The organism is bacterium (assembly GCA_023145965.1).
Classification (GTDB): domain Bacteria; phylum UBP14; class UBA6098; order UBA6098; family UBA6098; genus UBA6098.
Map to the genome: position 1 here is coordinate 1 of JAGLDC010000005.1, position 24,470 is coordinate 24,470.

The window sequence follows — 24,470 nt, forward strand, 5'->3', positions numbered from 1 at the left end:
CGAAAAGAGGAATCAGGTTCCCGAATATCGAGATACTAAAGAGATAATTCTACGCAAAACGGCTTCTTTATTAAGTGGATTGACGACAAAAAAAATCGCCTCTTTAAAGAGAGCCGGGAAAGAGGGGTTATTTTTAACGAAGGACGCACGAAAAACAGAAGAGATCGAATCCGGGATTGTCGCATTGACCGTTACCTCACCGCCGTTTTTAGATATCGTGCAATACGCGAAGGACAATTGGCTACGGTGTTGGTTCAACGATATCGATAACGAAGAGATTTCTGGAAAGATCACTGTTACGAGGGATATAAGCGAATGGTCTTCGATTATGGGTGGCGTTTTTGAAGAGCTTTTTCGCATTACAAAAAAGGGTGGATGGGTCGCATTCGAGGTTGGCGAACTGAGAAAAGGCAAGATAAAACTCGAAGAATATGTCGTCCCGCTTGGCGAAAAAGCCGGTTTTGAATGCAAATCCGTAATTATCAATGAGCAGAACTTCACAAAAACATCGAATATATGGGGAGTCAGCAACAACAGCGGCGGTACGAATACAAATAGGATAGTGCTTTTCCAGAAAGTGCAGACATGAATAAAGATTATGTGAAAAAACTTGAAGCGGTAATAGCAAAAATGTTAGAACCTTATAAGGACGTGCCATTCGACGTAATTATAAAAGGCCTTTGCGGTTTTAATGTTATTCCTTTCGATCTCGACGACGAAAAGGATAAAAAACTTCTATCTACTTTAAAAAAAGTCGCAAAAAAGGTCTGCAAAGATGTAAATAGCAAACCGATTTTGCGAAAAAGACCAAACGAAGCCGGCAACGACATCGAACTTTATGTAAAGCGGGTTCTCGAAGATTTTGGGTTGAAAGCCGAAATACCTACCGGAAGAAGCGGAAAGAAGAAATCGACCGGTTATCCCGATATAATTTTCTTCGACGAGTCCGGTAGACCAAATTATCTCGAATGTAAAACATTTAATGACAAGAGCCTGGACACAAGTTTTCGTTCTTTCTACCTTTCGCCCTCAGACGATTTTAAAGTAACGACTGATGCCCATCATTTAGTGATTTCGTTCGAGATATATGTCGCAGGACGTTCGAAAGAGAAAAATATTTACAAAACGAGAGGATGGAAAATCCTTTCCATCGAGAATTTATTATGCGACGTCAAACATGAGTTTAACTCCGACAATAAAAGACTTTATTCGGAAAAGCTAATTCTTACCGAAGGAACGGTCTGATATGGGTGGTTTACATAATGATATTTGCGAAGCAATAAAACAACTGGACGAAAGGGATTTAGAACCGTGGAAAAACAGTTTTTAAGAGGCGAAATGAGACAAAAAAGCCTTCGGAATGGCATTCTTCTTCTTGAAAATCGCATTCCGTCAGTTAAAAATGCCATTCGTCCGGTTCAAAACGACATTTCTGTTCTTTGGAACGGCATTCCGTTTCTTAAAAATCGTGTTCCGTCAGTTAAATATGTCATTCGCCGGATTGGAAATCCCGTTTTTCACATAACAAATCAAATTCTGTCAAATAAAATTCCCATTAGGAGGTAGGATGACAAAAAAATTGACACTCGCGATAGCGATTATCGCACTTTGCACTGTCGCAGCGGCGTTTGCGCAGGTTCCAGCGGCAACCGCCGCGCAATCGACGGCGTCGAGATAGTGGAGTGAACAGTAAAACTAATGGATAAAACAACACATAAAATTGTTATTGGCGATTCCCGCGATATGGCCGGGATCGACGTAATAAGTTATATTAAAAACGAAAAAGTTTACGACAGATTTACATTCGATTTCTTTCTTAAGACCTTGTTATCATTAGACTTTGATCACGAAGAAGCAAAGAATATTATCCTTAATAATTGCCTTCTCAGCACATTAGTTCTTCAAGAAAGGATTTATAATAATTATTATAAAAAAATATCGGAAAACGAAGAAATGTCTGAAGACCTAAAAGAAGAATTCCGTCGTATTAAGAAAATTCAGAATATTGAAGTTATCGATGAAATTCGCATTGAAATAAAAAGATTATCAAAATAACAAATCGACCCATTAGGAGGTAGGATGACAAAAAAATTGACACTCGCGATAGCGATTATCGCACTTTGCACTGTCGCGGCGGCGTTTGCGCAGGATGCTCCCGTCGAGGCCAAAGCCGGATGGTTCAATTGGGATGCCGGAACACTCGCGCTCATCGGAGTCGGAATCGCGGTCGTGCTGGCAGGTTTCGGATCGGCTATCGGGATCGGGATCGCGGCGAATATGTCTATCGGCGCGATGCACGAGCATCCCGGATTGTTCCCGCAGTTCTTACTTCTGTCGGCGCTTCCGGGAACGCAGGGCATTTACGGATTCGTCGCGGGATTTTTAATTATCCTGTGGACCGGGCTTCTGAACGACCCATCCGCGCTGGCGGCGCTTACGCCGGTGCAGGGATGGCATTTCCTATTCGCGGGAGTGCCTGTCGGGTTGGCCGGATTGGTTTCGGGAATTCATCAGGGCAAGGTTTGTGCATCGGGCGTTGGGCTTGTCGTAAGAGATAAGGCGAATGTCGCCAAGGCTATGACGCTCGCGGCTTTCGTCGAGTTCTACGCCATCCTCGGTCTTCTGGCCAGCGTGTTAATTTTACTCTCCATCAAGTAAAATGGGTATAAATGGAATCATAAATAAAATCTCCGCCGATGCCGACACTCAGATAGCCCAACTCGAGGCCGAAAACAAAAAGGCTATGCAAAAAATAAAGGAAGAAGCGCTTAAAAACGTCGCAGAGATCGAAAAATCGGCGCAAATTCGAGCAACGGAAGAACAACAACGCGCCTTCGATCAGACACTTTCGCGCGAAGAGGCAAAGCTACGAGTCGAATTCCTCCGAGTAAAACAAGAGCTAGTCGTAGAGACTTTCGCAAAGGCGCGCAATAGCCTTCTAGGATTACCAAATGAAGAGCTAAAAAAACGCTATTTAAATCACATCGTGTCTTTCGGCGAAAAAAACGGCAAGATAATCGTCGGCTCTGAAGATAAAGCTCTTCTGGATGAAGACTTCGTGAAATCTGCGGGGGATGCGGTGGGAGGTTCTTTCGACCGCGAGCTTAGCGATAGCTTCAAACACGGTTTTATGCTTATCGCCGGCAAAATCCAATATGACGCGCGTTTCGACGAGCTTTATAATGAGATAAGCGAGAGTAAAACAGACCAAATCGCCTCTATATTGTTCTCAGGGGAGGCTGAATGAGCCTCAATGTGCCCTTAGTGGTCACTCCAGACTCGAGATACTCATATGCAACCGGCGTTGTTCGCGGTAAATGGGAAAAACGCCTCAAGCGTCCCGAATTCGCACGGCTTATCGAGGCTCAACCCGAGGAGCTAGGTAAAACAATTGCCGAACTCGGTTTTCAGGGGGCTGAAACTGATATAGAATTAGCTCTTTCTGAAGAATGGTTCAAGACTATCGCCCTCGTCGAGTCCCTGATCGATGATGCAAAATTGGCTTCACTGGCTAGAATATATACCGATTTTACAAATTTGGCGATTGCAATCAAAGCTGAGGCATTCAATTTCGATTATAAGCCTTATCATCTCCCTGGAGGACTTCTATCCTCCGAAGAAATGGCCGAACTTGTCGCCGATGAACGTTTAGCTCAAAATCAAGCCGAAGAAGAGATTTTACTGGCTATAAAAGAGGCTCGAGATGTCTATGAAAAAACAGACCTTCAGCTTACAATCAACGCCGCAGTCGATTCTCATTTCGCTACGATATTTAAAAAACTCCTTTTTGGCTCTGCTAGAGAATTCCTCATCGAATTAGCGCGTCGCTGGTTAGATTGTAAAAATTTCTCTGCATACCTTCGTTTGAGAGCAGCTAATTTCGATATTGATCTATTCAAACAGTTTTTCGTCGAAGGCGGGCATTTAATAAGAGAAGATTACATGCGATTCGAAGAGGGCGAAATCGATGCAATCCCATCGAGATTGGTGTTCTCAATATATGGCAAGCCCTTCGCCGATGCCGTAGCCGACTCTATTAAAAATGAAAATTTCTCCAAACTCTCGGCGTTTTTCAATAAGCTCCTCGAGGAATTTCTCAGGAACAGTATTTATGTGCCCTTCGGTGTAGAGGTTATTATCGCATATGCCTTCCTGAAACACAGTGAAATACGCGCCGTTAGAGCCATCGCACGCATGAAGTCAGCTAAACTCGGCAAAGACATCATCGCCGAAAGGATTCGCTATGGCGACATATAAAACTGCTATTATCGGCGATATCGCGACTACGCTTCCATTTAAAGCAATGGGCCTCGATACAATAATCGACGACGGTCAAGTCGATTTGACTGAGGCATTCAATAAACTTGTAAATACTAGAGAATACGGCGCAATATTCATCACCGAGGAGTCCGCAGAGAAAATAACAGAGAGTATCGAAAAGGTGCGCTATGAACCACTGCCGTCTGTGATTCTTATCCCAACTGTGCGTGGCTCGCTAGGCAAAGGCAAAAACGCGGTGCGCGAAACTATGAAACGCGCCGCCGGAAGAGACATTATGGGAGATGGATGATGAACAAACTTTATTATGGCGATAAATATAAGATTGGATGTAAATAAATAATAATAAACAAGATTTCTAAATAAACATAAAGCAAGGAGAGCAAGATGCCAAGAGGTGACGGAACAGGACCTGACGGTAAAGGGCCAGGCACGGGTCGCGGCACAGGTCGCGGAATGGGAAGAAACTTTTCCAGAAGCGCTCAAATGAAGGCGATCATCGACGAATCGAAATGCACCGGCTGCAAACTCTGTATCGAAGCTTGCCCATTTGGAGCGATTACAGTAAATAAAACCGCCCGCGTGGACGAAACGAAATGCAATGGCTGCGGTCGATGCGTTCCGGCTTGCCCCGTGACCGCTATCACAATGAGGTGATTGGAAAATATGAAGACATTAAGGATCGCGCTCGGCTCGAACGATAACGTGAATATCGTTCTGGATCACATGGGAGAATCAAAAAACTTCCTTATATACGATCTTTTTGAGGATGGACGGTTCGAATTTGTCGAAAAGAGAGAGAATACATCCGGCGAATCGATTAAACACGGCGATAAGGAAAAAATGCAAAAGGCTATGATGATGTTCGCAGACTCCGATATCGTCATGGCAAGGGAACTCAGCCCAAATTATATTAGGATGAGGGACAACTCCAAATTCCAGCCTGTCTTGACCCATATGGACTCGATCGAGGGTTCTATGGCGGAGATGGGCGCGTCGTTCGATGAGATATGCGGCCTCGTCGAGCGGCGAAAGCGCGGCGAAAGGATGAAGATTATTCCCAAAATCGGGAAAAAAACGCGGTGCGCGAAACTATGAAACGCGCCGCCGGAAGAAACATTATGGGACCGGATTAAAATAGCGGCGATAAAAATTAACACCAAAATTGAAAAATATGCGCCATTAGGAAAAATAGGCTGGCGCGAGGGCCGGGCGACGGCGCGCGATTTGCCATCGCAAATCGCGTGACGGAGCGGTGGCCGGGGGCGGAGCCGTTGCGTCCAGAGGACGTAGCAACGGGCGTGACAGCCGGTCGAGTGACCAATAAACGAAAAAGGATTTTTAAATTTTAAAAGGAGGAAGAATGAAAAAGATGATGTTTGTTGCGATGGCGATAGTTTTCGCCGCCGGAGCACTATCCGCTTATGTGGCAGCGGATTATATGCCGCTCACAGTCGGAAATTATTGGGTTTATTCAGATTCGTCGGAGGTCGGTTTGGACTCATCGAGAACGGATATCGCCGGAACATCGATATGGGAAGGAACACCGTGTTTCATAATGGAGAATATCGATTACGAGTATTCCGAGATCGAAACATCTTTTGTCTACTTCGATTCCGGAAGCTTGTGGATAGTCCAGTATGATTCGGAAGAAGGCGATCATTTCTTGGTTCTCTTCCTTCCGGCGGTTTTCGACATCGGATCGACCTGGGATGTAATATATATGGACACGAGCTGGACAGAAGATCCGTATGAATATTTTTACACTATTCATTCGTCCGCTGTCCTCGAAGCGGTCGAAAATGTGGTTACTCCGGCAGGTTTGTTCATGAACTGCCTGAAAATATCGCAAAGTGGGTATTTCAGAATGACCGTTCTAATGGACGGAACACCGATTTATTCGGATTCTTCGGACCTCGATATCAACTATATCTGGATTGGCGAGGATGCCGGTGTAGTCAAAGATTATACTTTCGACACCGAAGACAGCACCGAGTCTGTATCGCTATTGATACGGTCGAACCTCACCGGTATCGACGAAGCAATTTTGCCATCGGTAAATGCGATAGCCGCGTTCCCAAATCCGTTCAATGCTGCGGTGACTATCGATGTCCCCGAAAACACCGAGGAAATCGAAGTTTACGACGCTATGGGAAAACTCGTCGATACCGTTCCCGTCGATTTCGGACAAGCAAGATGGAATCCATCGAGAGAGACCGCTGCGGGTATGTATTTAGTCAAGGCTAAGTCCGGCGGTCGTTTTGTTTCTAAGAAAATCGTATTTCTAAAATAGGCGTTGGACGCGATCCGATGAAAAATTTATGGCCGATTTCAATAAAATCGCCGATGAAATAAAGGCCGAACTCGAAGCCATAGCCGAGCCGGAATACCGCGAACGCCTTAAAGGCTTTTTCCGCGAGGAAATTAATCCTATCGGCGTGCGAGCGAAGTTCATTCACGAGGTGGCGGCGCGGCAATGGCTAAATATCAAGGCCGAGCCAAAAGACCGAATTTTCGAGCTTTGCGAGGTTCTTTTAAAATATCGAATAGCCGAAATGACTTCCGTGGCACTCGATTTAGCGTGGAAAATCCGCCGAAAATATGAGCCGGACGATTTCGAATTATTCCAGCGGTGGCTCGACGAATATGTCGATAATTGGGGCGCGTGTGACAATATCTGTTGTCGAAATATTGGATATATGATATTCGAAAACCGCGAGCTTATCGGAGCGCTATATAATTGGACGCGCTCCAAAAACCGTTGGCGCAAAAGAGCCTCCGCCGTTTCGTTGATATATTCCAACAAGCGCGGCGAAAATATCGACGAGGCATTCGAGATCGCAAATATTCTCATGGACGACGAAGACGACCTCGTGCGAAAAGGCTATGGATGGATGCTCAAGGTCGTCGGCGAAAAACGCCCGAAGCGCGTGTTCGATTTCGTCACGGCAAGTGTCGCGAGGATGCCGCGTGTCGCGTTCAGATACGCTATCGAAAAATTACCGCCTGAAATGAAAAAAAGGGCGATGAAAATAAAATAAACGGCTGGCGCGAGGGCCGGGCGACGGCGCGAGATTTGCACATTCGCAAATCGAGTGACGGAGTGGATGGGGCGGGGAACCGTTGTCTCCGAAGGACGTAGCAACGGGCGTGACAGCCAAAAACGACTGAAATTAAAAATTTAAGTAAATGGAACGGGACCGAACGGTAAAGGACCCGCCAGTAACCGTGGAATGTGTATGAGAAAATCGCCTCACTGGGGAGGCTGCAAGGCGCACCGTGAAGACGATCCATCGACCGACAAAGGGAAGCGGCTGTGGCAGATGTGTTCCCGCTTGCCTCGTGAACGCTATTGCAATGGGGTAAAAAAATAAAAGATTGAAAAGGGGAAATATGGAAAAATTAAGGGTCGCGCTCGGCTCGGACGATGGAGTCAACATCATCCTGAATCACATGGGGGAATCGAAGAGCTTCCTTATATACGACCTTTTCGAAGATGGGCGATTCGAATTTGTCGAAAAGAGGGAGAACCTGTCCGGCAAATCAAAGAGCCACGCCGACAAGATCAAGATGCAAAAGGCCATTGAGATATTTGGGGACTCCGATGTTATCATGGCGAGAAAGCTCAGTCCAAACTATATAAAAATGAGAGACAATTCCAAATTCCAACCGGTCTTGACTAACATAGACTCAATCGAAGGTTCCATGTTGGAGATGGGTGCGTCGTTCGCCGAAATAGCCGGCCTCGTCGAGCAAAGAAGGCGTGGCGAGAGGATGAAGACGATACCAACAATTGGGGAAAAAGCATCATAATTACAAGGAGCATTTATGTCTGAAGAGAAAATCGGGCGCGTCGTAAAAGTCTCCGGCCCGCTCGTAGTCGCCGAAAATATGACCGGCGCAAAGATGTACGATGTCGTGCGCGTGTCCGAACAAGGGCTTATCGGTGAAATTATCGAGCTAAAAGGCGACCTTGCCTCTATTCAGGTTTATGAGGAAACCAGTGGCATGGGCCCCGGCGAGCCGGTTCACCTTACAGGCTCACCCCTTTCCGTCGAGCTTGGCCCCGGACTTCTGACATCGATTTACGACGGAATCCAACGCCCGCTCGACGATATCGTCGAGATGGCCGGCGATTTCATCCCTCGCGGAGTTGTCACAGACAAGCTTCCACGAAATATTAAATGGGATTTCAAACCGACCGTGAAGCCCGGCGATAAGCTCATCGCGGGCGATATTATCGGCACGGTGCAGGAAACATCGATCATCGAACATAAGATCATGCTTCCGCCCGGGATTTCCGGCGAGGTCGTTTCTATCGAATCCGGTGAATTCAATATCGAAGAGGATATTTGCGTCGTTCGTGGCGACGACGGCATCGAGCAGAAAATAAAGATGTTCCACCGCTGGCCCGTTCGTCATTCGAGGCCATTCAAAAAAAAGCATCTACCGAGGATGCCGCTGACGACCGGACAGCGCGTAATCGATACATTCTTCCCTGTCGGAAAGGGCGGGACGGCATGCGTTCCCGGACCGTTCGGCAGCGGAAAAACCGTGATTCAGCACCAGTTGGCCAAGTGGGCCGATGCGGATATCATCGTCTATGTCGGCTGCGGCGAGCGTGGCAACGAAATGACCGATGTCCTCAATGAATTCCCAGAACTCAAAGACCCGAAAACGGGCGAACCGCTCATGAAACGCACCGTTCTCATCGCGAACACATCGAACATGCCGGTCGCAGCGCGCGAGGCCTCGGTCTATACCGGGATTACCATCGCCGAATATTTCCGCGATATGGGCTATTCAGTTGCGGTAATGGCAGACTCGACAAGCCGATGGGCTGAGGCAATGCGTGAGATTTCCGGGCGGCTCGAGGAGATGCCCGGCGACGAAGGCTATCCGGCATATTTGGCGCGGCGAATCGCGGAGTTTTACGAGCGATCCGGCTGGGTCGATACACTCGGCTCCGATGAGCGCGTCGGAGCGCTTACTGTTGTCGGCGCGGTGTCGCCTCCGGGCGGCGATTTGGCCGACCCGGTTGTGCAGGCGACGCTCCGCGTTGTCCGCGTGTTCTGGAGCCTCGAAGCCGAATTGGCATATCAGCGCCATTACCCGGCGATTTCATGGCTGAATAGCTACTCGCTTTATGGCGATGTTTTCGACGAGTATTATCGCGAGAATGTTTCCCCGGAATTCCCCGATAACCGTATCAAGGCTATGGCGATACTCCAAACTGAAGCCGACCTTCAGGAAATAGTTAAACTCGTGGGCGCGGAGGCCCTCGACCCACCTGACCGCCTCACGCTCGACTCCGCACAGTCCATACGCGAGGATTTCTTGCAACAACACGCCTTCCACAAAGTGGACACCTTCTGTTCCATCGAAAAACAGAACCTTATGCTAACGGCGATTCTTCTTTTTGAGACCGAGGCTCGCAAAGCGCTGGATGCCGGCGCGGATTTCAAGGCTATCGACGAGCATCATATCCGCGAGGAGATTGCGCGGATGAAGCGAATTCCGGAGTCGGAGGCGATTGCGCGCATCGAATCGATAATCGAGCGCATCCCGAAAGAGCTTGGCGAATTGGCGAAATAAAGAAAGGGATAAACCCATGGGCGACATGATCTTATTGGATGGAGTGAAATATTGCAGATACGAGCCGAAAACCGAGGCCGAGTTCGAGCATCTTGTGGTGGAGAACGCCGCGCAGATTTTCGGTGAGGACGCGATATATTTGGATATAAAGAAGCTCATCAAGACCGAGTGGGGCAAGGGAACGATACCGGACGGCTATCTTTTCTACCCGGAGGAGAAGCGTTTCGTTTTAGTCGAGGTGGAATTATCGAGCCACGACGTCCACTCGCATGTGAGCAGGCAGCTTGCGACATTTATTGGCTCATTTGAAAATCACAGGTCGCGGAATAAGCTCGCAAAGCTCGTGCAAAGGCATATCGAAGAAAATCCGCAACTGCGCGAACGGCTCGGCAAAGCGGCGAAGGGCAAAGGGCTTTTCGATTTCCTTTATAACGAGGTGTTCGAGGCGCTTGCCGAGGGCGGCGGTTTCGAGACAATTGTCGTAATAGAGCGCGAAACGCCGCAAATACTCGGCGCGATGAAATTGCTGATGCCGCATCCGAAGGTTCTCGAGGTTGCCATTTACGCCCGCGAGGGCGCGGAGGAGGAATTTGCGCTAAGATTCGAACCGCAGTATGACTTCGTGACTCAACCTATAATGAAAACGGTAAAACCAGCTCAAAAAAAACCAGACAAAGAAGAAACTCCGGTTCCGGTTAGTATTAAGGAGAGTATCGTTAAGATTAAAGGAGACTTGGAATTTCCAATAGAGATTTCCATGACCTATAAGCGCGTTGCCTATAAAGCCTTGCTATATAGCCACGATTTATTCAGATATAATGACTTAGCCTTTTCGAGCTTGACGGGATTATCCAAGTATATATCCGACGGCAAAAAAGCGGTTGCTTGGACTGCCTGGGATTGCAACTATAAAAATGCCGTTGTTAAAATCTCGGAAATAAAGGACGAAATCTGGGAACAAGGCTTCTATAAATCTATACAGGCTAACGTTAGAAGTTTAACGCGGCGAATAATAGAGGACCTAAAAGAATTAGAGAGGCAGAATCTTCTAAGATATGATACTGGAAGTAATTACAATTATTTTTATGCTCCTTATGGCGACGATGAGTTCACAGTTTTCCGTCTCGAATTAGTTTCGGATATGCCTAAAAATTACGAGGAAGAAGAATATGAAAATAACTCTGTGAGCGAATTTGACTGTGGCCCATGGAGCGATGATTTGATTGCCGTAAATCAACAAACTCATATCTCTATGGATGAGTGGGGATTCTTAATTAATCGTTATATAAAAGAATTCTACCTCCCCATAAAAGATAGACTTATAAGTTCAGGACTTTTCAGCTTACTTGAGGAGGATGATAATTCTATAGAATGGTATATAACACCCGATAACGATTTTTTCGATGTGGAGACATTTATACAAATCATTGCAGACTTACTTAAAGAGATAAAAGATAAACAGTAATCCTATGAGAAACTCGGGGAATTATCTTAAAGATGACGACGTAGGTCTTGAAAACGTTCAGTTATGTCTTGGAAATGAGGTTATATCTTTTGAAAACGTCGATGTAGGTCTTTAAAACGCAAAAGGAGTCTTGGGAAAGCCTGAGCGACAACGACTTAAGCAAAAACATATTTTTTTGAACAAAATTATCGCAAGTTGCAAAACTGAATTTATAAAATAATAATCATACGGAGGAAACAATGTTAAAAGAATATAGAACAATTACGGAAGTCGCGGGGCCGCTGCTCGTGGTCGAAATAAATAGAAACACCGCCCCGAAATCGGGACGGCGTCGGGCTAACGATACTATCGTTAGGGCTGTTACAGTAACATTATAAATCAAATCGGCGAAATGTCAAGATCTTCGATAAATAGAAAGCAAATTCGTCTCAAAGATTACGATTATTCGTCACCGGGAGCTTATTTTGTGACCATTTGTTCTGAGAATAGAAAACCCGTTTTCATTAAGTTTCCTGTTTTAAAGCAAATCGCTGATAAAAACTGGAAGAAAATTCCAGAACGTTATGAAATGGCGGAGATAGACGAATATATAATAATGCCAGATCATATTCACGGAATAATATTTATCCTACCAGCCGTAGGGGCGGGTCTTGCGCCCGCCCATGGAAACGACAATGTTCCGTGTTCGGAAAAACGGGCCGGCGCAAGACCGGCCCCTACGATCGGTAACATTGTTGGATCATTTAAATCATTATGTTTAAAAGATTGGTTGGAATATATCGAGAATAATAATATGGAAATAAGGGCAAAATTCTGGCAACGTGGATTTTATGACCATGTCATCCGAAACGAAAAAGACCTTTCTAAGGTTCGCGGATACATACAGAACAACCCAGAAATGGTTGCCGAATTTTGATGAATTTATAAAACGAAAATCAACCGGAGGAAAGCATGCTAAAAGAATACAGAACAATTACCGAGGTCGCGGGGCCGCTGCTGGTTGTCGAGGGGATCGAGGGCGCGACATTCGAGGAGCTGGTCGAGATCACGCTTCCCGACGGCGAAAAGCGGCGCGGTAAGGTGCTCGAGGTCAACCGCGACAAGGCGATAATCCAACTTTTCGAGGGCACCACAGGCGTCGATGTCTATGGCTCGCGCGTGAGATTTCTTGGGCGCGGGATCGAGCTGGGCGTTTCCGAAGACATGCTCGGACGCATTTTCGATGGCCTCGGGCGGCCTATCGACGACGGCCCGGAGATTTTACCCGAAAAGCGCCTCGACATCAATGGCGCGCCGATAAACCCATACGCGCGCGAGTTCCCCGATGAGTTTATCCAGACGGGCGTGTCGGCCATCGATGGCTTGAATACTCTGGTTCGCGGGCAGAAATTGCCGATATTCTCGGCCTCGGGATTACCACACAATATGCTCGCGGCTCAGATCGCGCGGCAGGCAAAGGTGCTCGGCACTGAGGAGAAATTCGGTGTGGTGTTCGGCGCGATGGGAATCACCTTCGAGGAGGCGGAATTTTTCCGTCGGGAGTTCGAGCGCACTGGCGCCTTGGAGCGCGCGGTGCTGTATTTAAATCTGGCGAACGACCCGGCAATCGAGCGAATCTCGACGCCGCGAATCGCGTTGACGACTGCGGAATACCTTGCGTTCGAGAAGGGGATGCACATCCTCGTGATCATCACAGATATGACGAATTATTGTGAGGCTCTCAGGGAGGTTTCAGCATCGCGCAAGGAGATTCCCGGCCGGCGTGGCTTCCCCGGCTATCTATACACCGACCTTGCCACACTTTATGAACGCGCCGGCAGAATCAAGGGCCGCGACGGCTCGATCACGCTGATCCCCGTTCTCACGATGCCCGAAGACGACAAGACACACCCAATTCCCGACCTTACGGGCTATATCACGGAGGGCCAAATATACCTATCGCGCTCGCTCCTTAAAAAGGGCATTACACCGCCAATAGATGCACTCCCAAGCCTCTCACGTCTTCGCCAGAAAGGCGTCGGCCCCGGCAAAACCCGTGAAGACCACGATGATCTTTTCAATCAATTGTATGCGGCTTATGCTCGAGGCAAACAGTCGCAGGAACTTGCTGTGATTCTTGGCGAGGCAGCTCTTTCTGACCTCGATAAAATATATCTCGAATTCGCCTCGAATTTCGAGGAGCGATATATCGGGCAAGGATACAATAGCAACCGCACAATAGAGGAAACTCTCGATCTTTCATGGGAGCTTTTATCTAAATTCCCACGCAGAGAACTGAAGAAAATCGATGAAAAATTAATAGAAAAATACTTGAAATAGATTATTGGCAGGCGGGTCTCAGGCCCGCCTGCCAGTATCAATTCTCACTCTACATTTCGCCCTAGCAATTAATTTTATAATAATTTGGAATCTAATAAATTGTGCAAAATTTCTCTCTGTAAGGGTTTCTATATATTCTATCTTTTTGGCCTATAGCCAATTCCCTTTTGCTTAAAACTACAATTTACTCCTTACCCTTTTAAATCCTTGACACTTAGGCCTTCAATATATTAATTTGTTTGATTATATTTATTTAAAAAAATTGGAGGATACATGACAATAACAAGTAAAAGAGCCAAGAAAGTCCCGCCCTCGCCAATCAGAAAACTTATGCCTTTTGCGACTGCGGCTCAACAATTAGGGAAGAAAATCTATAAAATTAACATCGGTCAACCAGATATCGAAACCCCGATGTCTTTTTGGAACGCTATCCATCAATATCCTTCGAAGGTTCTCGCCTATGGCGACGCTCGCGGCCTTCACGATTATTCTGTCGAGCTTATAAAGTATTATGCCTCGGCGGGTATCGACATCGAAGCGGACAACCTAGTAGTCACCACTGGTGGCAGCGAATCTATCGTTTTTGCGATGATGACTATCGCCGATCCCGGCGACGAGATAATTGTCTTCGAACCGTTTTATCCGAACTACAACGGCTATTCTGCCATGGCCGGAGTAAACCTCATACCCATCGCGACCAGCGCCGATGATGGCTATCATCTTCCGACAAGAAGCGCTATCGAAGAAAAGATTACCCCAAAAACACGCGCTATACTTATTTGTTCACCAAACAACCCTACCGGCACAGTCCTCACGCACGCCGAAATAGAGACCATTGCAGACATCGCCCAGAAACACGACCTGTTCGTCATATCCGACGAGGTATATCGTGAATTTATATATGAGGGGGAGCATACAAGCATCATGCACATTCCCTCACTTGCCGACCGAGCCATTCTCCTCGACTCGATAAGCAAGCGTTTTTCCGCTTGCGGTGCGCGAGTTGGATGTCTAATATGTAAAAATAAAGAGGTTAGCGATGCTGTATGGCGTCTCGCACAGGCGCGCCTATGCCCGCCAACCCTCGAACAAATCGGCGCAACAGCTGTCCTCAAAGAGCTCGATAATAAATACTTTCTCGACATGAAAAATGAATACTGTCACCGCAGAAACGCCGCTTTCGAGGAGGTCTCAAAAATCGATGGCGCATTCTGTAAAAAACCCAGTGGTGCTTTTTACATGATGGTTACCCTTCCGATCAAAGACATCGAGGTCTTCGCTAAATGGATGCTCACTGATTTCGACTCAAATGGTGAAACAACCATGATTGCGCCGGGACCGGGTTTCTATGGCACACCCGGTCGGGGCTCTAATGAGGCAAGGTTGGCATATGTCCTGCGGGAAGAAGACTTAAGGAGGGCTATACAGATATTAGCTAAGGGTATAAAAGCTTTTAACAATAAGTAATGAGGATAATATGATCAATGAAGTTCAAGTTAAGCAATTAAAAGTTATTCCCGATTCGCGCGGAAGGCTTACGGAAATACTTCGCAACGACGACGATATATTCGATCAATTCGGTCAAGTGTATATAACAACTACTCTGCCTGATGTTGTTAAGGCCTGGCATTTCCACCGCAAACAAACAGACAATTTTGCTTGCGTGCATGGCACAATTCAGGTAGCGCTTTTCGATTCCCGCCAAAATTCGCCAACTTATGGCGAAATTAACGAATTCTTCGTCGGCGTGCATAAACCGCTCTTGATCTCGGTGCCTCCGGGGGTATATCACGGATGGAAATGTGTCGGCCTCGAAGAGGCAATCATCGTGAATATACCGACCAAGGCCTATGATTACAAAAACCCAGATGAAGAACGGCTTGACTGGAACGACCCATCGATACCCTATGATTGGACCAAGCGCAACGGCTAAAAAGGATCGGACACCATTGGAAAATAAAATTCTCATCACAGGCGGAGCGGGTTTTATCGGCTCGAATTTCGTTAAATTATTGCTTAAAAATAGCGATTACGACGAAATCCTTATCTTAGATAAACTTACATATGCCGGAAATCTCGACAATCTCCAAGGTGCGCTGAACAACGAGCGCGTCCGCTTTTTTAAAGGGGACATCGCCGATCCCGACGATGTCGAACGAGCACTCGAAAACTGTCGCCATGTGATCAATTTCGCCGCAGAAACACATGTCGATAGATCGTTGGCGGAATCGAATCCCTTTATAAGATCGAACATTTTAGGTGTTCACACACTTATGGAAAAAGCACGCGATTTTCCACTGGAAAAATTCATCCACATAAGCACCGATGAGGTTTATGGCCCTATCATGGAGGGCTCAGCTCATGAAAATTCACCCCTCAACCCCTCATCGCCATATTCAGCGAGTAAGGTTGCAGGGGATGCCCTATGCAACGCTTATCGCGTTACATGGAATGTCCCTACTATAACAATCAGGCCGACAAACAACTATGGACCGAACCAATTCCCGGAAAAACTCATTCCCTTCTTCGTAAAAAGGGCTTTAAATGGACAGACACTTCCTATTTACGGCGAGGGCGACCAGCTTCGTGATTGGCTCTTTGTCGAGGATAGCTGTAGAGCAATCAAACTGGTGCTCGACCACGGTGAGATAGGCGAAATCTACAACATCGGCGCCGATTGCCACAAAAAAAATATCGAGATCGCGCACACATTGCTCCAAATCCTGGCTCTTCCAGATGACAGGATCGAGCATGTCGATGATCGCCTCGGTCACGATTTCCGTTATGCTGTTGACTCGACAAAAATAAGAAACCTCGGCTGGAAATCAGAGATAGGTTTTGAGGAAGGCTTCGAAAAGACAGTCAAGTTCTTCCGGGATAAATTCGGAGGTGAAGTTTGAGGAAATATATTATCGTTTTATTGGCATTTTCAGTTTTCTCGATCTCCACCGGACTTGCCCAATCCATGCAAAGCGGCCTTGGACTCCCCACGATGGAAACCTCGGGAAGAAGCGTCCGCGGAGCTACACTATCCCTCGAAGAAAAACTTAAAGAACTCGATAAGAAAAAAACCAACCTCAAAAATCTTATCGAATATATTCCAATCGAGGGAACAGTTGACGAGGAAAAATACATCGTCGGTCCGGGCGATCACTTCACTCTTAGCATTGTCGGTGGAGTCGAAGAGGAATATCAAATAACCGTCGGTGCCGATGGAACGATCATTCTGCCCTACACCGTGGGCGTTTCGGTGGGAGATAAATCTCTAGCTTCAGCCAAAAAAGCCATAATATCCAGCCTAGCTAAGGTTATACAGGAAAACGACATCAGTGTATCCTTGACAGCTACTAGATTATTTTTAGTGAATGTCGTGGGTATGGTTAATCTTCCGGGTGACCAGACTGTTAGTCCTGCACAGCGGGTGTTTTCCGCAATAGAACTTGCCGGAGGTAAGCTTCAGAATGGTAATTTCAGTCGCGTCAAACTCATACGCAACGGCCTCGAAAAGAGCCTCGATCTTACGAGGTTTCTTTATGAGGGCGATCTCTCGCAAAATCCACATCTTCTGGATGGCGATATTATTGTCGTCCCGGGCGCGGATATAAGCCAGCCCTCGGTTTTTATCTTTGGGGCAGGTTATTCCGGAACAGTTACCAATATCTATGAAGACGAAAGCCCTATGAGCCTTATCAAAAGAGTCGGCGCTGACCGCGAACTTATCGACCTTGCTGATATCGGCCTCATTCGAAAAGGCGAACTCTACTCCATTAATCTATTCGATAATCCTGAGACACCGATGTTTTCCGGTGACAGTATCTATTTTAAGCTCCTCCCCGATTCAGTGTATGTCGGCGGTAAGGTTGTCGGCGGGGGTTCGAAACAATATATCGCCGGCGCAAGTTATGTAACCTATATAGCAATGGCCGGGGGATTATCGCTCGAAGGCTCTTTGAGCAGAGTTAAAATTATCCGTAATGGGAAAAAGCTCAGACCGAATAAGGCTGGCATGATTCGCCGTGGCGATGCAATATTGATTGGAACATCACCATGGTATGTTGCGAATGAAGCATTTAAGAGCCTAGGTTCCATCGGAACCTTTGCTTCGGCTGTTTATGTAATAGGTTTCAGGGATTAAAGATGGATAATATTAAAAATGAATATTGGTGGCTTTGGGAACTACTTCGCAGATGGAAATTAATAATCTTCGGAGCTATAATTGTCGCTATCCTGTCGTTTGGTATCGCCTCTTTTTTCCCTAAATGGTATCAAGCAGAAGCCGAGGTCATGCCGCCCTATCGTGGAGGCACGGAGCTCGGAGCAATGGCCAACCTCATGACCGGAATCATGAGCATGGGTGGAGGTGGAGGTGATTATGTTCTCCCTATGATGGTAACCCCATCCGACCTTTGGAGCGCTATCGTTTCATCGAACGCAATGGTCGATACTCTTATCAGTGAATTCAGTTTCGATGTGCTGTATGAGCAACCCATTCGCGAGAAACTCCACAAGGCCGTCCGAGAGCACATGGATACCGAGGTTACTGGCCAGGGCATTCTTAAAGTGAGGTATGAGGCCAAGAATCCTGCCTTTGCTGCAAATGTCACCAACACAATTGTCGATAATCTAGATTTTATTAACCGCGACCTTCGCTCCGGTTCAGCTGGCGCCACTCGCGGATTTATCGAACAACGACTCGAGGAAACAAAGAAGGCTCTTAGTAACGCCGAATCCAACTTTTCCGAGTTTCAAAAAGAAAATGGCGCTTTCTCGATGGAAGATCAGACTCGCGTTGCTATCGAAAGTGTAGCGCAACTCGAAGCCGAGATCCATGTTGCACAAGTCGAGCTTGCCATCCTTACATCGACCAGAAAGGCCGCTCACGGAGAAGTCGAACAAGTTATATCCAGAATAAAGACGTTGAACAACCAGATAGAGGGTGTCAAGTCCGGCGAGGGCATCTCGAGCCAATTTGGCCTAATCGAAATTCCAGAACTTGCTATCGAATATGCTCGGCTCTACCGTGAAACGATGATCCAAGAAGTCCTCTATGAGTATCTCGTCCAACAACACGAACAAGCTAGCATCGAGGAAAAGAAGGATACTCCTGTTCTACAAAGACTCTCACGCGCAAAGATACCAGAAAAAAAATACCGCCCAAAAAGATCTATCATCACTCTATTGGCTCTTATTGGAGGCGGAATCCTATTATCCATATGGGTTCTCGGATCTTGCTTTTTAGAACGGATGAAAACGACAAAACCCGAAAAATATAGATTACTCACAGACAGTTTAGCCGGAAAAAAGCAAAAAAAGGAGAATTTATGACCGTTCCCCTGCTCGATCTTAAACGACAGTACAAAACAATGCAAGCTGAAATCGAGCGAGAGGTTCTTGCCGTTCTCGAATCGGGATATTATATTCTCGGGCCAAACGTAAAAGCCTTCGAGACTGAATTCGCCGAATATACCGGCTCAAAATTCGCCATCGGACTTAATTCCGGCACAGATGCTCTTCGTGTCGCGTTGCGCGCATTTGGAGTTGGTCCAGGTGACGAGATTATTACCTCGTCTTTCAGCTATTTTGCCACATGCGAGGTCATCGATGACATCGGGGCAAAAGTAATATTCGCGGACATCGAACCGAAGACTTTCAATATCGACCCCGAGGATGTCCGCCGCAAGATAACACCCAAAACCAAGGCGTTGCTTCCAGTGCATCTTTTCGGTCAACTTTGCAACATGAATGAGATAATAAAGATAGCCAAAGAACATGATCTTTATATTCTCGAAGATGCCTGTCAGTCTGTTGGATCGAATAGCCATGCTGGCAAAGCAGGTTCTATCGGCCATGCCGGTGCATTCAGTTTTTTCCCGAGCAAAAATCTCGGTGCTGTAGGTGATGGCGGTCTTCTTACTACAAGTGATGAAGCCATCAGGGATTTCGCAAACTCGATGCGTATGCACGGCACAAAAAGCGACCGTTATCGCCATGAGCTTTTCGGATATAATAGCAGGCTCGACGAGCTGCAAGCGGCTATTCTTAGAGTTAAACTCCGCCACCTCGATGATTTTAACCAGCTCCGCCGCAACAATGCCGACCGCTACCGTGAGGCCTTCGAAAAAATAGAAGGCATCGAACCAGCATTCGAGGAAAACGGTTATCGCCACACTTACCATCAATATACAATTCGCATTTTAGATGGTAAACGCGATAAGGTTTTCAAGCATTTACAAGAGAGTGGTATAGGTTGCGCGATTTATTACATGGTGCCGCTTCATCGACAACCAGTATATGGAGACACCTATAAAGATGTTCATCTTCCTCAGGTTGATCTCGCCTCGCGCGAGGTTTTGTCCTTGCCGATATTCCCCGAATTGACCACGGAAGAGCAAAATGCAGTGATAAATGCTGTTATTGAAGGACTGTCTGAATAGATGAAACCGCACTTATTGACAATACTGATAATCCTAACAGTGTTAGCTTTGAGCGCTTTCGCCCAAACGGACAGCGCCGAAACGCCGGTATTCCACGCCGAGCTCAGCCTCGTCGCTCTTCCAGACAGCCTCGTTTTTACCCGCTCGGACACTTCCTTGCTTCAGTTCAATTGGGCGGTTCGTTTCCGTATATTCAAGGACAGCCTGAATGCGCCGGAGCTTTTCAACCTCGGAATTAAATACATAGAAGAGCCGGGCGAAGGGAGTTTTAAATCCACTGTTCATGCCGACTGCTCATGGGCACTCGAGCGCAAAAGTCCGGAAGGGACATTCTATCGAATCGGTGATATGAATTTGGTTAAAACCGATTCTAGCTGGCTTATGACCGCCGAGGTTTCAGCCTTCTTTCTCGAAGGCACCGACTCCATTCAGTTTCAAGGCGTTACCGATTGTGCGCCCGAGGGCCGATTCAAACTGCGAGACATCACCGATTATGGCAGTCCCGGAAATCTATTGTGGGATAAAGTCGGGGACATCTCGGATAGAAGATTCGATATACGCTTTGTCCGCGGCGAACTTACTGGTTGGCCGCCCCCTGAAAAAGAGTAGTAGCATTATATTTATTTGTCAATATATTCAAAGCCGGCCTTTGACCGGCTTAATTTTTTTAGAAAAACTAAGAGTGTTATAGAATTGTAACAGTTTTCCCTAAGAAATACCGCCAATGTTGACTTAGAGACTTATCGTTAACGGGGATAAAGTGTTACGTTATTGTAACACTTTACAAGGGCATTAAATGATAAAACAAAATATCGCAATGCAACCATTTAATACCACGATGCTGAAGCGGTATTTGTCGGACTCATACCAGAGCTGATCGAACGCATTGATAAAATATATGACATTTATTGAAGACGGACAAAATTGAAGATTCTCGCTTTCAGCTTCTATTTCCCACCGCATGGCGGCCCCGGTGCGCTTCGGCCGCTCAAGCTATTGAAGTATGCCGCACGACTCGGCGCCGAGGGTGTTGTTATCTCGGCGGATAAAGACGATTACCCTATATTGGACGAGTCCCTATTAGCTGAGATTCCGCGCGAATTTCTCACTCTTAGCACACCGAAGAACCGCGACCCACTTCGCTTGTTGAGAAAGAAAATGCCGAATGTTATTCACGCGCCATCGAGCGACCTTTTCTTCTTGCCTGATAACAAAATATGGTGGATAGATATGGCTTCGCGGCTCGGTATCAAGTCGATTGAATCGCCTGACATTGTATGGGCGACATGCCCGCCTTTTTCGGCGGCACTCGCTGCTCGACGCGCAGCGAAAGAGCTCAAAGTGCCATTGGTTCTCGATTTTCGCGATTCTTGGACAAAAAACCCAAACAGAAAACGACTTCCAGCACCTCACCGAATCATTAATCGTTATTTAGCGGCCAAGGCCTGCAACTCCGCCGATCTTATAACCTGCGTCTATAATTCAATTGCCTCCGAGATAATAGGATATGCTCCTACGGCGAATATCCATATTTTGCCAAATGGCTACGATCCTTCGGACCGCCCGGAGGAAACCACACCGATTAATGATGATGGTCTGAACATATGCTATCTTGGGACGATATATCCTGATTTGAATTATCCCCTCGAGTTTCTACAAGCCATGGTAAAGCTACCGAAAACACATCTGAAGATCGTGGGAAGATATCCGCAAAGGGTTGCAGAAGACGCAAAACGATTAGGTATCTCAGACAGAGTGGAATTATTGGGCTATAAAAACCACAAGGAAGCGCTTGCGATTACAAGCTCGGCGGACGCTCTGTTATTGTATATTGATAACCGCTCTTTAAACTGTGGCCAGGTGACGAGCAAAACCTATGAATATATGGGTCTTGGAAGACCGATAATCGCCTGCATTCCTCGTGGAGGCGAGGCGGAAAGCGTCTTGAAAGACTATTCTGCCGCCTATCCAATAAGCACTGGTAGTGTCAGTGCGTTAGTACGGACATTGAAGCAGCTTTCCGCAAAAAAGAAGGAGGGTGCGCTCAAGCGTGTCGCGCCGCCGCCCGAATTTGACAGAAAGCTTATTGCCGAGAAATGGTTTGAATTGATAAAAGATATTAAGCAATAGAGTGAAGAAAACGACTCTTAGAGCATCAATAAAAGCAAATAGAAAAAAATCTATGTGTATGAGCAAATCTTGCGTCGCTCTTTTTTCCAGTTATAGAGATATTTTCCAGTGGGGGAAAAAGTGGACTTAAACCACCTCCTGCAACATTTTAAAACCATGGTAAAATAGCAGAACAAAACAGTTTAAAATAGGAGTAAATAATGTTTGACGATGTGCTAAAAGATTTAATCCAAAAGAATAACACCAAGGCTATATTACTCGTATCCGACGGCGTTGGGGGAACAACGGTTAACGGTCGCACCGAGTTGGAGGCCGCCAAAACCCCAAATCTCGACGAACTGGCGAAAAAAGGTTCGATGGGACTTCACTATCCTGTGGGTTATGGTCTCACTCCCGGCAGTGGCCCGGGACATCTTGCTCTGTTTGGTTATGACCCTATAAAAAACCAAATTGGAAGGGGCATTCTCGAGGCTCTTGGAAGTGGAATGACTGTCAAGCAAGGAGATTTGGCGGTTCGTGGTAATTTTGCAACCAAGAAAAACGGCCTAATCACAGACCGTAGGGCCGGACGAATACCAACTGATAAATGCGCCGAATTAGTAGAGAAAATCCGCAAAAACCTTGCCGATGTGGATGGTATCGAATTCGATATCAAAGCTGCTAAGGACTACCGCTTCGCGGTTGTTTTCCACAGCCCTTCACTTAAAGATGATATCGAGGATGCCGACCCTCAGCAGGTGGGTTTGCAACCTCGGCCGGCTTCGGCAAAAAATCCTGAAAGCGAAAATGGTGCTAGGATTATCAACCGTTTTATCGAGGAGGTCGATTGCATACTCAAAGATGAGCGCCCAGCAAATACCTGCCTTATACGCGGTGCGGCTAACACGCCGGATATTATGCCATTCGAGGAGAAATACGGCATGTCCGCTCAGGGTATAGCAGTTTACCCAATGTATAAGGGACTTGCCAGGCTTGTAGGCATGGAAGTTTCCGACGGCTTAACCTCTCTTAAAGATGAGATCTCGCGGCTCGAAAAAACATTCGACAGTTTTGATTTCCATTTCCTACATTTTAAATACACAGACTCTGCCGGCGAGGACGGAGATTTTGACAGAAAAGTCGCCATGATAGAGCGATTCGACTCGATTATACCATCGGTATTGGATTTAAAGGCCGATGTAGTTGCCATTTCTGGAGACCATTCGACGCCTAGTTGCTTGAAACTCCATAGCTGGCATCCTGTGCCGCTACTATTGAACAGCCCGTATGCCTTTATGGACGATTGTAAGAGATTCACAGAACGCGAAGCGGCGAATTGCGGGATTTTGGGACATATTCCCGGTCAGGCAATAATGCCTCTTATACTTGCCAACTGCGGAAGGCTGATGAAGTTTGGAGCATAAGCCTAAAGAGAATATAAAACAAGGTCTAAGAAAAGCACAAAATCTGTCTTTTATTGATCGAGTGGAGTTTTGGTCTCGGTTTTTTCTCAATAAACCATATTTTAAACACCCACTTTCTGACAACGGAGGCAAACAAAGTCTTCGTTTTGATGGTTTCGATTGCATGACATTAGTCGAGACATGTCTGGCATTGGGTATGTCATCTGAAATAAGGGAGGTCCTTCCAAACTTGAACAATATAAGATACTACAATAGTGCACAAGATTTTGCGCATCGCAAACATTTTGTCTCTGTCGATTGGATACCGGGAAATAGTAGTTTGGTGAAAAAATTAGATATATATACAAACTCGATATGCTCAAGAGAAATCGACAGGGTTCAGTTTTTTAATAATCAAGGTTTCAATTTTCAGGGGAATTCAAACCTTGCAAAGACCGAAAAAGTTGCCTTTAGATATTTATCTACTGATAAAATTAAAGATATTGCCAGCGCATTGCCGAGATTCTTAATTGTCCTTTTCATCGGAGGCATAGATTGGACAGTTGTTTCACATATGGGCATGCTTTCCACCAAGGGATTTATGCTCCGTCATGCGAGCCTGAGCGAGGGCAAAGTAATCGAAATTTATTTATTTGATTACCTTAAAACCCGTTCTTCCCTCAAAGGAGTTTCTTTTCTCCAAATACTCGATAGCGCTTGATTATAACGCGCCCCGGGGGGCGATATAACATGGTTTATTTACTATCTTTAAAAACCGCTAACTATAAACTAATATCATTTTGAGGGTTGACAATTCAACCAATCATCTTTAAGGTTTCTTGTTCTGGTTGTGGGGCCTCAACTTTT

Annotated in this window: 27 protein-coding genes; all 27 read left to right on the forward strand. The window is 46.3% G+C overall.

Features of this window, described 5'->3' with window-relative positions:
* A partial coding sequence (locus KAH81_00360; protein ID MCK5832102.1) for a site-specific DNA-methyltransferase occupies nucleotides 1–589 on the forward strand: 589 nt, incomplete at its 5' end.
* An 11-nt stretch (nucleotides 590–600) separates the two neighbouring features.
* On the forward strand, nucleotides 601–1,245 hold the full coding sequence (locus KAH81_00365) for a hypothetical protein (protein ID MCK5832103.1): 645 nt from the start codon (nucleotides 601–603) through the stop codon (nucleotides 1,243–1,245).
* A 453-nt stretch (nucleotides 1,246–1,698) separates the two neighbouring features.
* Entirely contained in the window at nucleotides 1,699–2,055 is a 357-nt protein-coding gene (locus KAH81_00370) for a hypothetical protein (protein MCK5832104.1), read from the forward strand.
* 24 nt (nucleotides 2,056–2,079) lie between these two features.
* Nucleotides 2,080–2,658, forward strand: a complete 579-nt coding sequence (locus KAH81_00375) for a V-type ATP synthase subunit K (GenBank protein MCK5832105.1) — start codon at nucleotides 2,080–2,082, stop codon at nucleotides 2,656–2,658.
* Nucleotide 2,659: 1 nt separating this feature from the next.
* Nucleotides 2,660–3,247 carry a hypothetical protein gene (locus KAH81_00380; GenBank protein MCK5832106.1) on the forward strand — a complete coding sequence of 196 codons (588 nt, stop codon included), beginning with the start codon at nucleotides 2,660–2,662 and terminating at the stop codon, nucleotides 3,245–3,247.
* Nucleotides 3,244–4,257, forward strand: coding sequence for a V-type ATPase subunit (locus KAH81_00385; protein ID MCK5832107.1), 1,014 nt, complete (start codon nucleotides 3,244–3,246; stop codon nucleotides 4,255–4,257). Before KAH81_00380 ends, KAH81_00385 begins: the two co-directional genes overlap by 4 nt.
* The gene (locus tag KAH81_00390; GenBank protein ID MCK5832108.1) at nucleotides 4,244–4,570 is read left to right on the forward strand and encodes a V-type ATP synthase subunit F; all 327 of its coding nucleotides are present in this window, start codon (nucleotides 4,244–4,246) and stop codon (nucleotides 4,568–4,570) included. The genes KAH81_00385 and KAH81_00390 overlap by 14 nt, the downstream gene beginning before the upstream one ends.
* A gap of 194 nt (nucleotides 4,571–4,764) precedes the next feature.
* Nucleotides 4,765–4,935, forward strand: coding sequence for a 4Fe-4S binding protein (locus tag KAH81_00395; protein MCK5832109.1), 171 nt, complete (start codon nucleotides 4,765–4,767; stop codon nucleotides 4,933–4,935).
* A 9-nt stretch (nucleotides 4,936–4,944) separates the two neighbouring features.
* Nucleotides 4,945–5,376: a hypothetical protein gene (locus KAH81_00400; protein ID MCK5832110.1), complete on the forward strand. Its 432-nt coding sequence runs from the start codon at nucleotides 4,945–4,947 to the stop codon at nucleotides 5,374–5,376.
* A gap of 265 nt (nucleotides 5,377–5,641) precedes the next feature.
* Complete coding sequence (locus KAH81_00405) at nucleotides 5,642–6,571, forward strand: T9SS type A sorting domain-containing protein (GenBank protein MCK5832111.1); 930 nt, start codon at nucleotides 5,642–5,644, stop codon at nucleotides 6,569–6,571.
* A gap of 28 nt (nucleotides 6,572–6,599) precedes the next feature.
* Nucleotides 6,600–7,319, forward strand: coding sequence for a DNA alkylation repair protein (locus KAH81_00410; protein ID MCK5832112.1), 720 nt, complete (start codon nucleotides 6,600–6,602; stop codon nucleotides 7,317–7,319).
* A 352-nt stretch (nucleotides 7,320–7,671) separates the two neighbouring features.
* Nucleotides 7,672–8,091 (forward strand): hypothetical protein, encoded by a 420-nt coding sequence (locus KAH81_00415; protein ID MCK5832113.1) that lies wholly within the window; start codon nucleotides 7,672–7,674, stop codon nucleotides 8,089–8,091.
* Nucleotides 8,092–8,106: 15 nt separating this feature from the next.
* Nucleotides 8,107–9,873 (forward strand): V-type ATP synthase subunit A, encoded by a 1,767-nt coding sequence (locus KAH81_00420; protein MCK5832114.1) that lies wholly within the window; start codon nucleotides 8,107–8,109, stop codon nucleotides 9,871–9,873.
* A gap of 16 nt (nucleotides 9,874–9,889) precedes the next feature.
* A complete protein-coding gene (locus tag KAH81_00425; GenBank protein ID MCK5832115.1) occupies nucleotides 9,890–11,338 on the forward strand; it encodes a hypothetical protein in 1,449 nt (482 codons plus the stop codon).
* Between the two features lie 239 nt (nucleotides 11,339–11,577).
* Nucleotides 11,578–11,715, forward strand: coding sequence for a hypothetical protein (locus tag KAH81_00430; GenBank protein MCK5832116.1), 138 nt, complete (start codon nucleotides 11,578–11,580; stop codon nucleotides 11,713–11,715).
* A 14-nt stretch (nucleotides 11,716–11,729) separates the two neighbouring features.
* Nucleotides 11,730–12,254 carry a hypothetical protein gene (locus KAH81_00435; GenBank protein ID MCK5832117.1) on the forward strand — a complete coding sequence of 175 codons (525 nt, stop codon included), beginning with the start codon at nucleotides 11,730–11,732 and terminating at the stop codon, nucleotides 12,252–12,254.
* 35 nt (nucleotides 12,255–12,289) lie between these two features.
* On the forward strand, nucleotides 12,290–13,657 hold the full coding sequence (locus KAH81_00440; protein ID MCK5832118.1) for a V-type ATP synthase subunit B: 1,368 nt from the start codon (nucleotides 12,290–12,292) through the stop codon (nucleotides 13,655–13,657).
* 273 nt (nucleotides 13,658–13,930) lie between these two features.
* A complete protein-coding gene (locus KAH81_00445; protein MCK5832119.1) occupies nucleotides 13,931–15,124 on the forward strand; it encodes a pyridoxal phosphate-dependent aminotransferase in 1,194 nt (397 codons plus the stop codon).
* Between the two features lie 10 nt (nucleotides 15,125–15,134).
* The gene (locus KAH81_00450; protein MCK5832120.1) at nucleotides 15,135–15,590 is read left to right on the forward strand and encodes a dTDP-4-dehydrorhamnose 3,5-epimerase family protein; all 456 of its coding nucleotides are present in this window, start codon (nucleotides 15,135–15,137) and stop codon (nucleotides 15,588–15,590) included.
* Nucleotides 15,565–16,557: a dTDP-glucose 4,6-dehydratase gene (gene rfbB, locus KAH81_00455; protein ID MCK5832121.1), complete on the forward strand. Its 993-nt coding sequence runs from the start codon at nucleotides 15,565–15,567 to the stop codon at nucleotides 16,555–16,557. The genes KAH81_00450 and rfbB overlap by 26 nt, the downstream gene beginning before the upstream one ends.
* The gene (locus KAH81_00460; GenBank protein ID MCK5832122.1) at nucleotides 16,554–17,792 is read left to right on the forward strand and encodes a polysaccharide export protein; all 1,239 of its coding nucleotides are present in this window, start codon (nucleotides 16,554–16,556) and stop codon (nucleotides 17,790–17,792) included. The genes rfbB and KAH81_00460 overlap by 4 nt, the downstream gene beginning before the upstream one ends.
* Before the next feature lie 2 nt (nucleotides 17,793–17,794).
* A complete protein-coding gene (locus tag KAH81_00465) occupies nucleotides 17,795–18,982 on the forward strand; it encodes a hypothetical protein (protein MCK5832123.1) in 1,188 nt (395 codons plus the stop codon).
* A complete protein-coding gene (locus tag KAH81_00470; protein ID MCK5832124.1) occupies nucleotides 18,979–20,091 on the forward strand; it encodes a DegT/DnrJ/EryC1/StrS family aminotransferase in 1,113 nt (370 codons plus the stop codon). The genes KAH81_00465 and KAH81_00470 overlap by 4 nt, the downstream gene beginning before the upstream one ends.
* Entirely contained in the window at nucleotides 20,092–20,700 is a 609-nt protein-coding gene (locus KAH81_00475; protein MCK5832125.1) for a hypothetical protein, read from the forward strand.
* A 315-nt stretch (nucleotides 20,701–21,015) separates the two neighbouring features.
* Complete coding sequence (locus KAH81_00480; protein ID MCK5832126.1) at nucleotides 21,016–22,221, forward strand: glycosyltransferase; 1,206 nt, start codon at nucleotides 21,016–21,018, stop codon at nucleotides 22,219–22,221.
* A 200-nt stretch (nucleotides 22,222–22,421) separates the two neighbouring features.
* Nucleotides 22,422–23,624, forward strand: coding sequence for a 2,3-bisphosphoglycerate-independent phosphoglycerate mutase (locus KAH81_00485; GenBank protein ID MCK5832127.1), 1,203 nt, complete (start codon nucleotides 22,422–22,424; stop codon nucleotides 23,622–23,624).
* Nucleotides 23,614–24,324 (forward strand): DUF1460 domain-containing protein, encoded by a 711-nt coding sequence (locus KAH81_00490; GenBank protein MCK5832128.1) that lies wholly within the window; start codon nucleotides 23,614–23,616, stop codon nucleotides 24,322–24,324. The genes KAH81_00485 and KAH81_00490 overlap by 11 nt, the downstream gene beginning before the upstream one ends.
* Nucleotides 24,325–24,470: the final 146 nt, after the last annotated feature.

Bases quoted from the DNA above. Each gene is read 5' to 3' on its own strand.
- KAH81_00370 (MCK5832104.1), top strand. From the start codon at position 1,699: ATGGATAAAACAACACATAAAATTGTTATTGGCGATTCCCGCGATATG.
- KAH81_00375 (MCK5832105.1), top strand. From the start codon at position 2,080: ATGACAAAAAAATTGACACTCGCGATAGCGATTATCGCACTTTGCACT.
- KAH81_00380 (MCK5832106.1), top strand. From the start codon at position 2,660: ATGGGTATAAATGGAATCATAAATAAAATCTCCGCCGATGCCGACACT.
- KAH81_00385 (MCK5832107.1), top strand. From the start codon at position 3,244: ATGAGCCTCAATGTGCCCTTAGTGGTCACTCCAGACTCGAGATACTCA.
- KAH81_00390 (MCK5832108.1), top strand. From the start codon at position 4,244: ATGGCGACATATAAAACTGCTATTATCGGCGATATCGCGACTACGCTT.
- KAH81_00395 (MCK5832109.1), top strand. From the start codon at position 4,765: ATGAAGGCGATCATCGACGAATCGAAATGCACCGGCTGCAAACTCTGT.
- KAH81_00400 (MCK5832110.1), top strand. From the start codon at position 4,945: ATGAAGACATTAAGGATCGCGCTCGGCTCGAACGATAACGTGAATATC.
- KAH81_00405 (MCK5832111.1), top strand. From the start codon at position 5,642: ATGAAAAAGATGATGTTTGTTGCGATGGCGATAGTTTTCGCCGCCGGA.
- KAH81_00410 (MCK5832112.1), top strand. From the start codon at position 6,600: ATGGCCGATTTCAATAAAATCGCCGATGAAATAAAGGCCGAACTCGAA.
- KAH81_00415 (MCK5832113.1), top strand. From the start codon at position 7,672: ATGGAAAAATTAAGGGTCGCGCTCGGCTCGGACGATGGAGTCAACATC.
- KAH81_00420 (MCK5832114.1), top strand. From the start codon at position 8,107: ATGTCTGAAGAGAAAATCGGGCGCGTCGTAAAAGTCTCCGGCCCGCTC.
- KAH81_00425 (MCK5832115.1), top strand. From the start codon at position 9,890: ATGGGCGACATGATCTTATTGGATGGAGTGAAATATTGCAGATACGAG.
- KAH81_00430 (MCK5832116.1), top strand. From the start codon at position 11,578: ATGTTAAAAGAATATAGAACAATTACGGAAGTCGCGGGGCCGCTGCTC.
- KAH81_00435 (MCK5832117.1), top strand. From the start codon at position 11,730: ATGTCAAGATCTTCGATAAATAGAAAGCAAATTCGTCTCAAAGATTAC.
- KAH81_00440 (MCK5832118.1), top strand. From the start codon at position 12,290: ATGCTAAAAGAATACAGAACAATTACCGAGGTCGCGGGGCCGCTGCTG.
- KAH81_00445 (MCK5832119.1), top strand. From the start codon at position 13,931: ATGACAATAACAAGTAAAAGAGCCAAGAAAGTCCCGCCCTCGCCAATC.
- KAH81_00450 (MCK5832120.1), top strand. From the start codon at position 15,135: ATGATCAATGAAGTTCAAGTTAAGCAATTAAAAGTTATTCCCGATTCG.
- rfbB (MCK5832121.1), top strand. From the start codon at position 15,565: ATGATTGGACCAAGCGCAACGGCTAAAAAGGATCGGACACCATTGGAA.
- KAH81_00465 (MCK5832123.1), top strand. From the start codon at position 17,795: ATGGATAATATTAAAAATGAATATTGGTGGCTTTGGGAACTACTTCGC.
- KAH81_00470 (MCK5832124.1), top strand. From the start codon at position 18,979: ATGACCGTTCCCCTGCTCGATCTTAAACGACAGTACAAAACAATGCAA.
- KAH81_00475 (MCK5832125.1), top strand. From the start codon at position 20,092: ATGAAACCGCACTTATTGACAATACTGATAATCCTAACAGTGTTAGCT.
- KAH81_00485 (MCK5832127.1), top strand. From the start codon at position 22,422: ATGTTTGACGATGTGCTAAAAGATTTAATCCAAAAGAATAACACCAAG.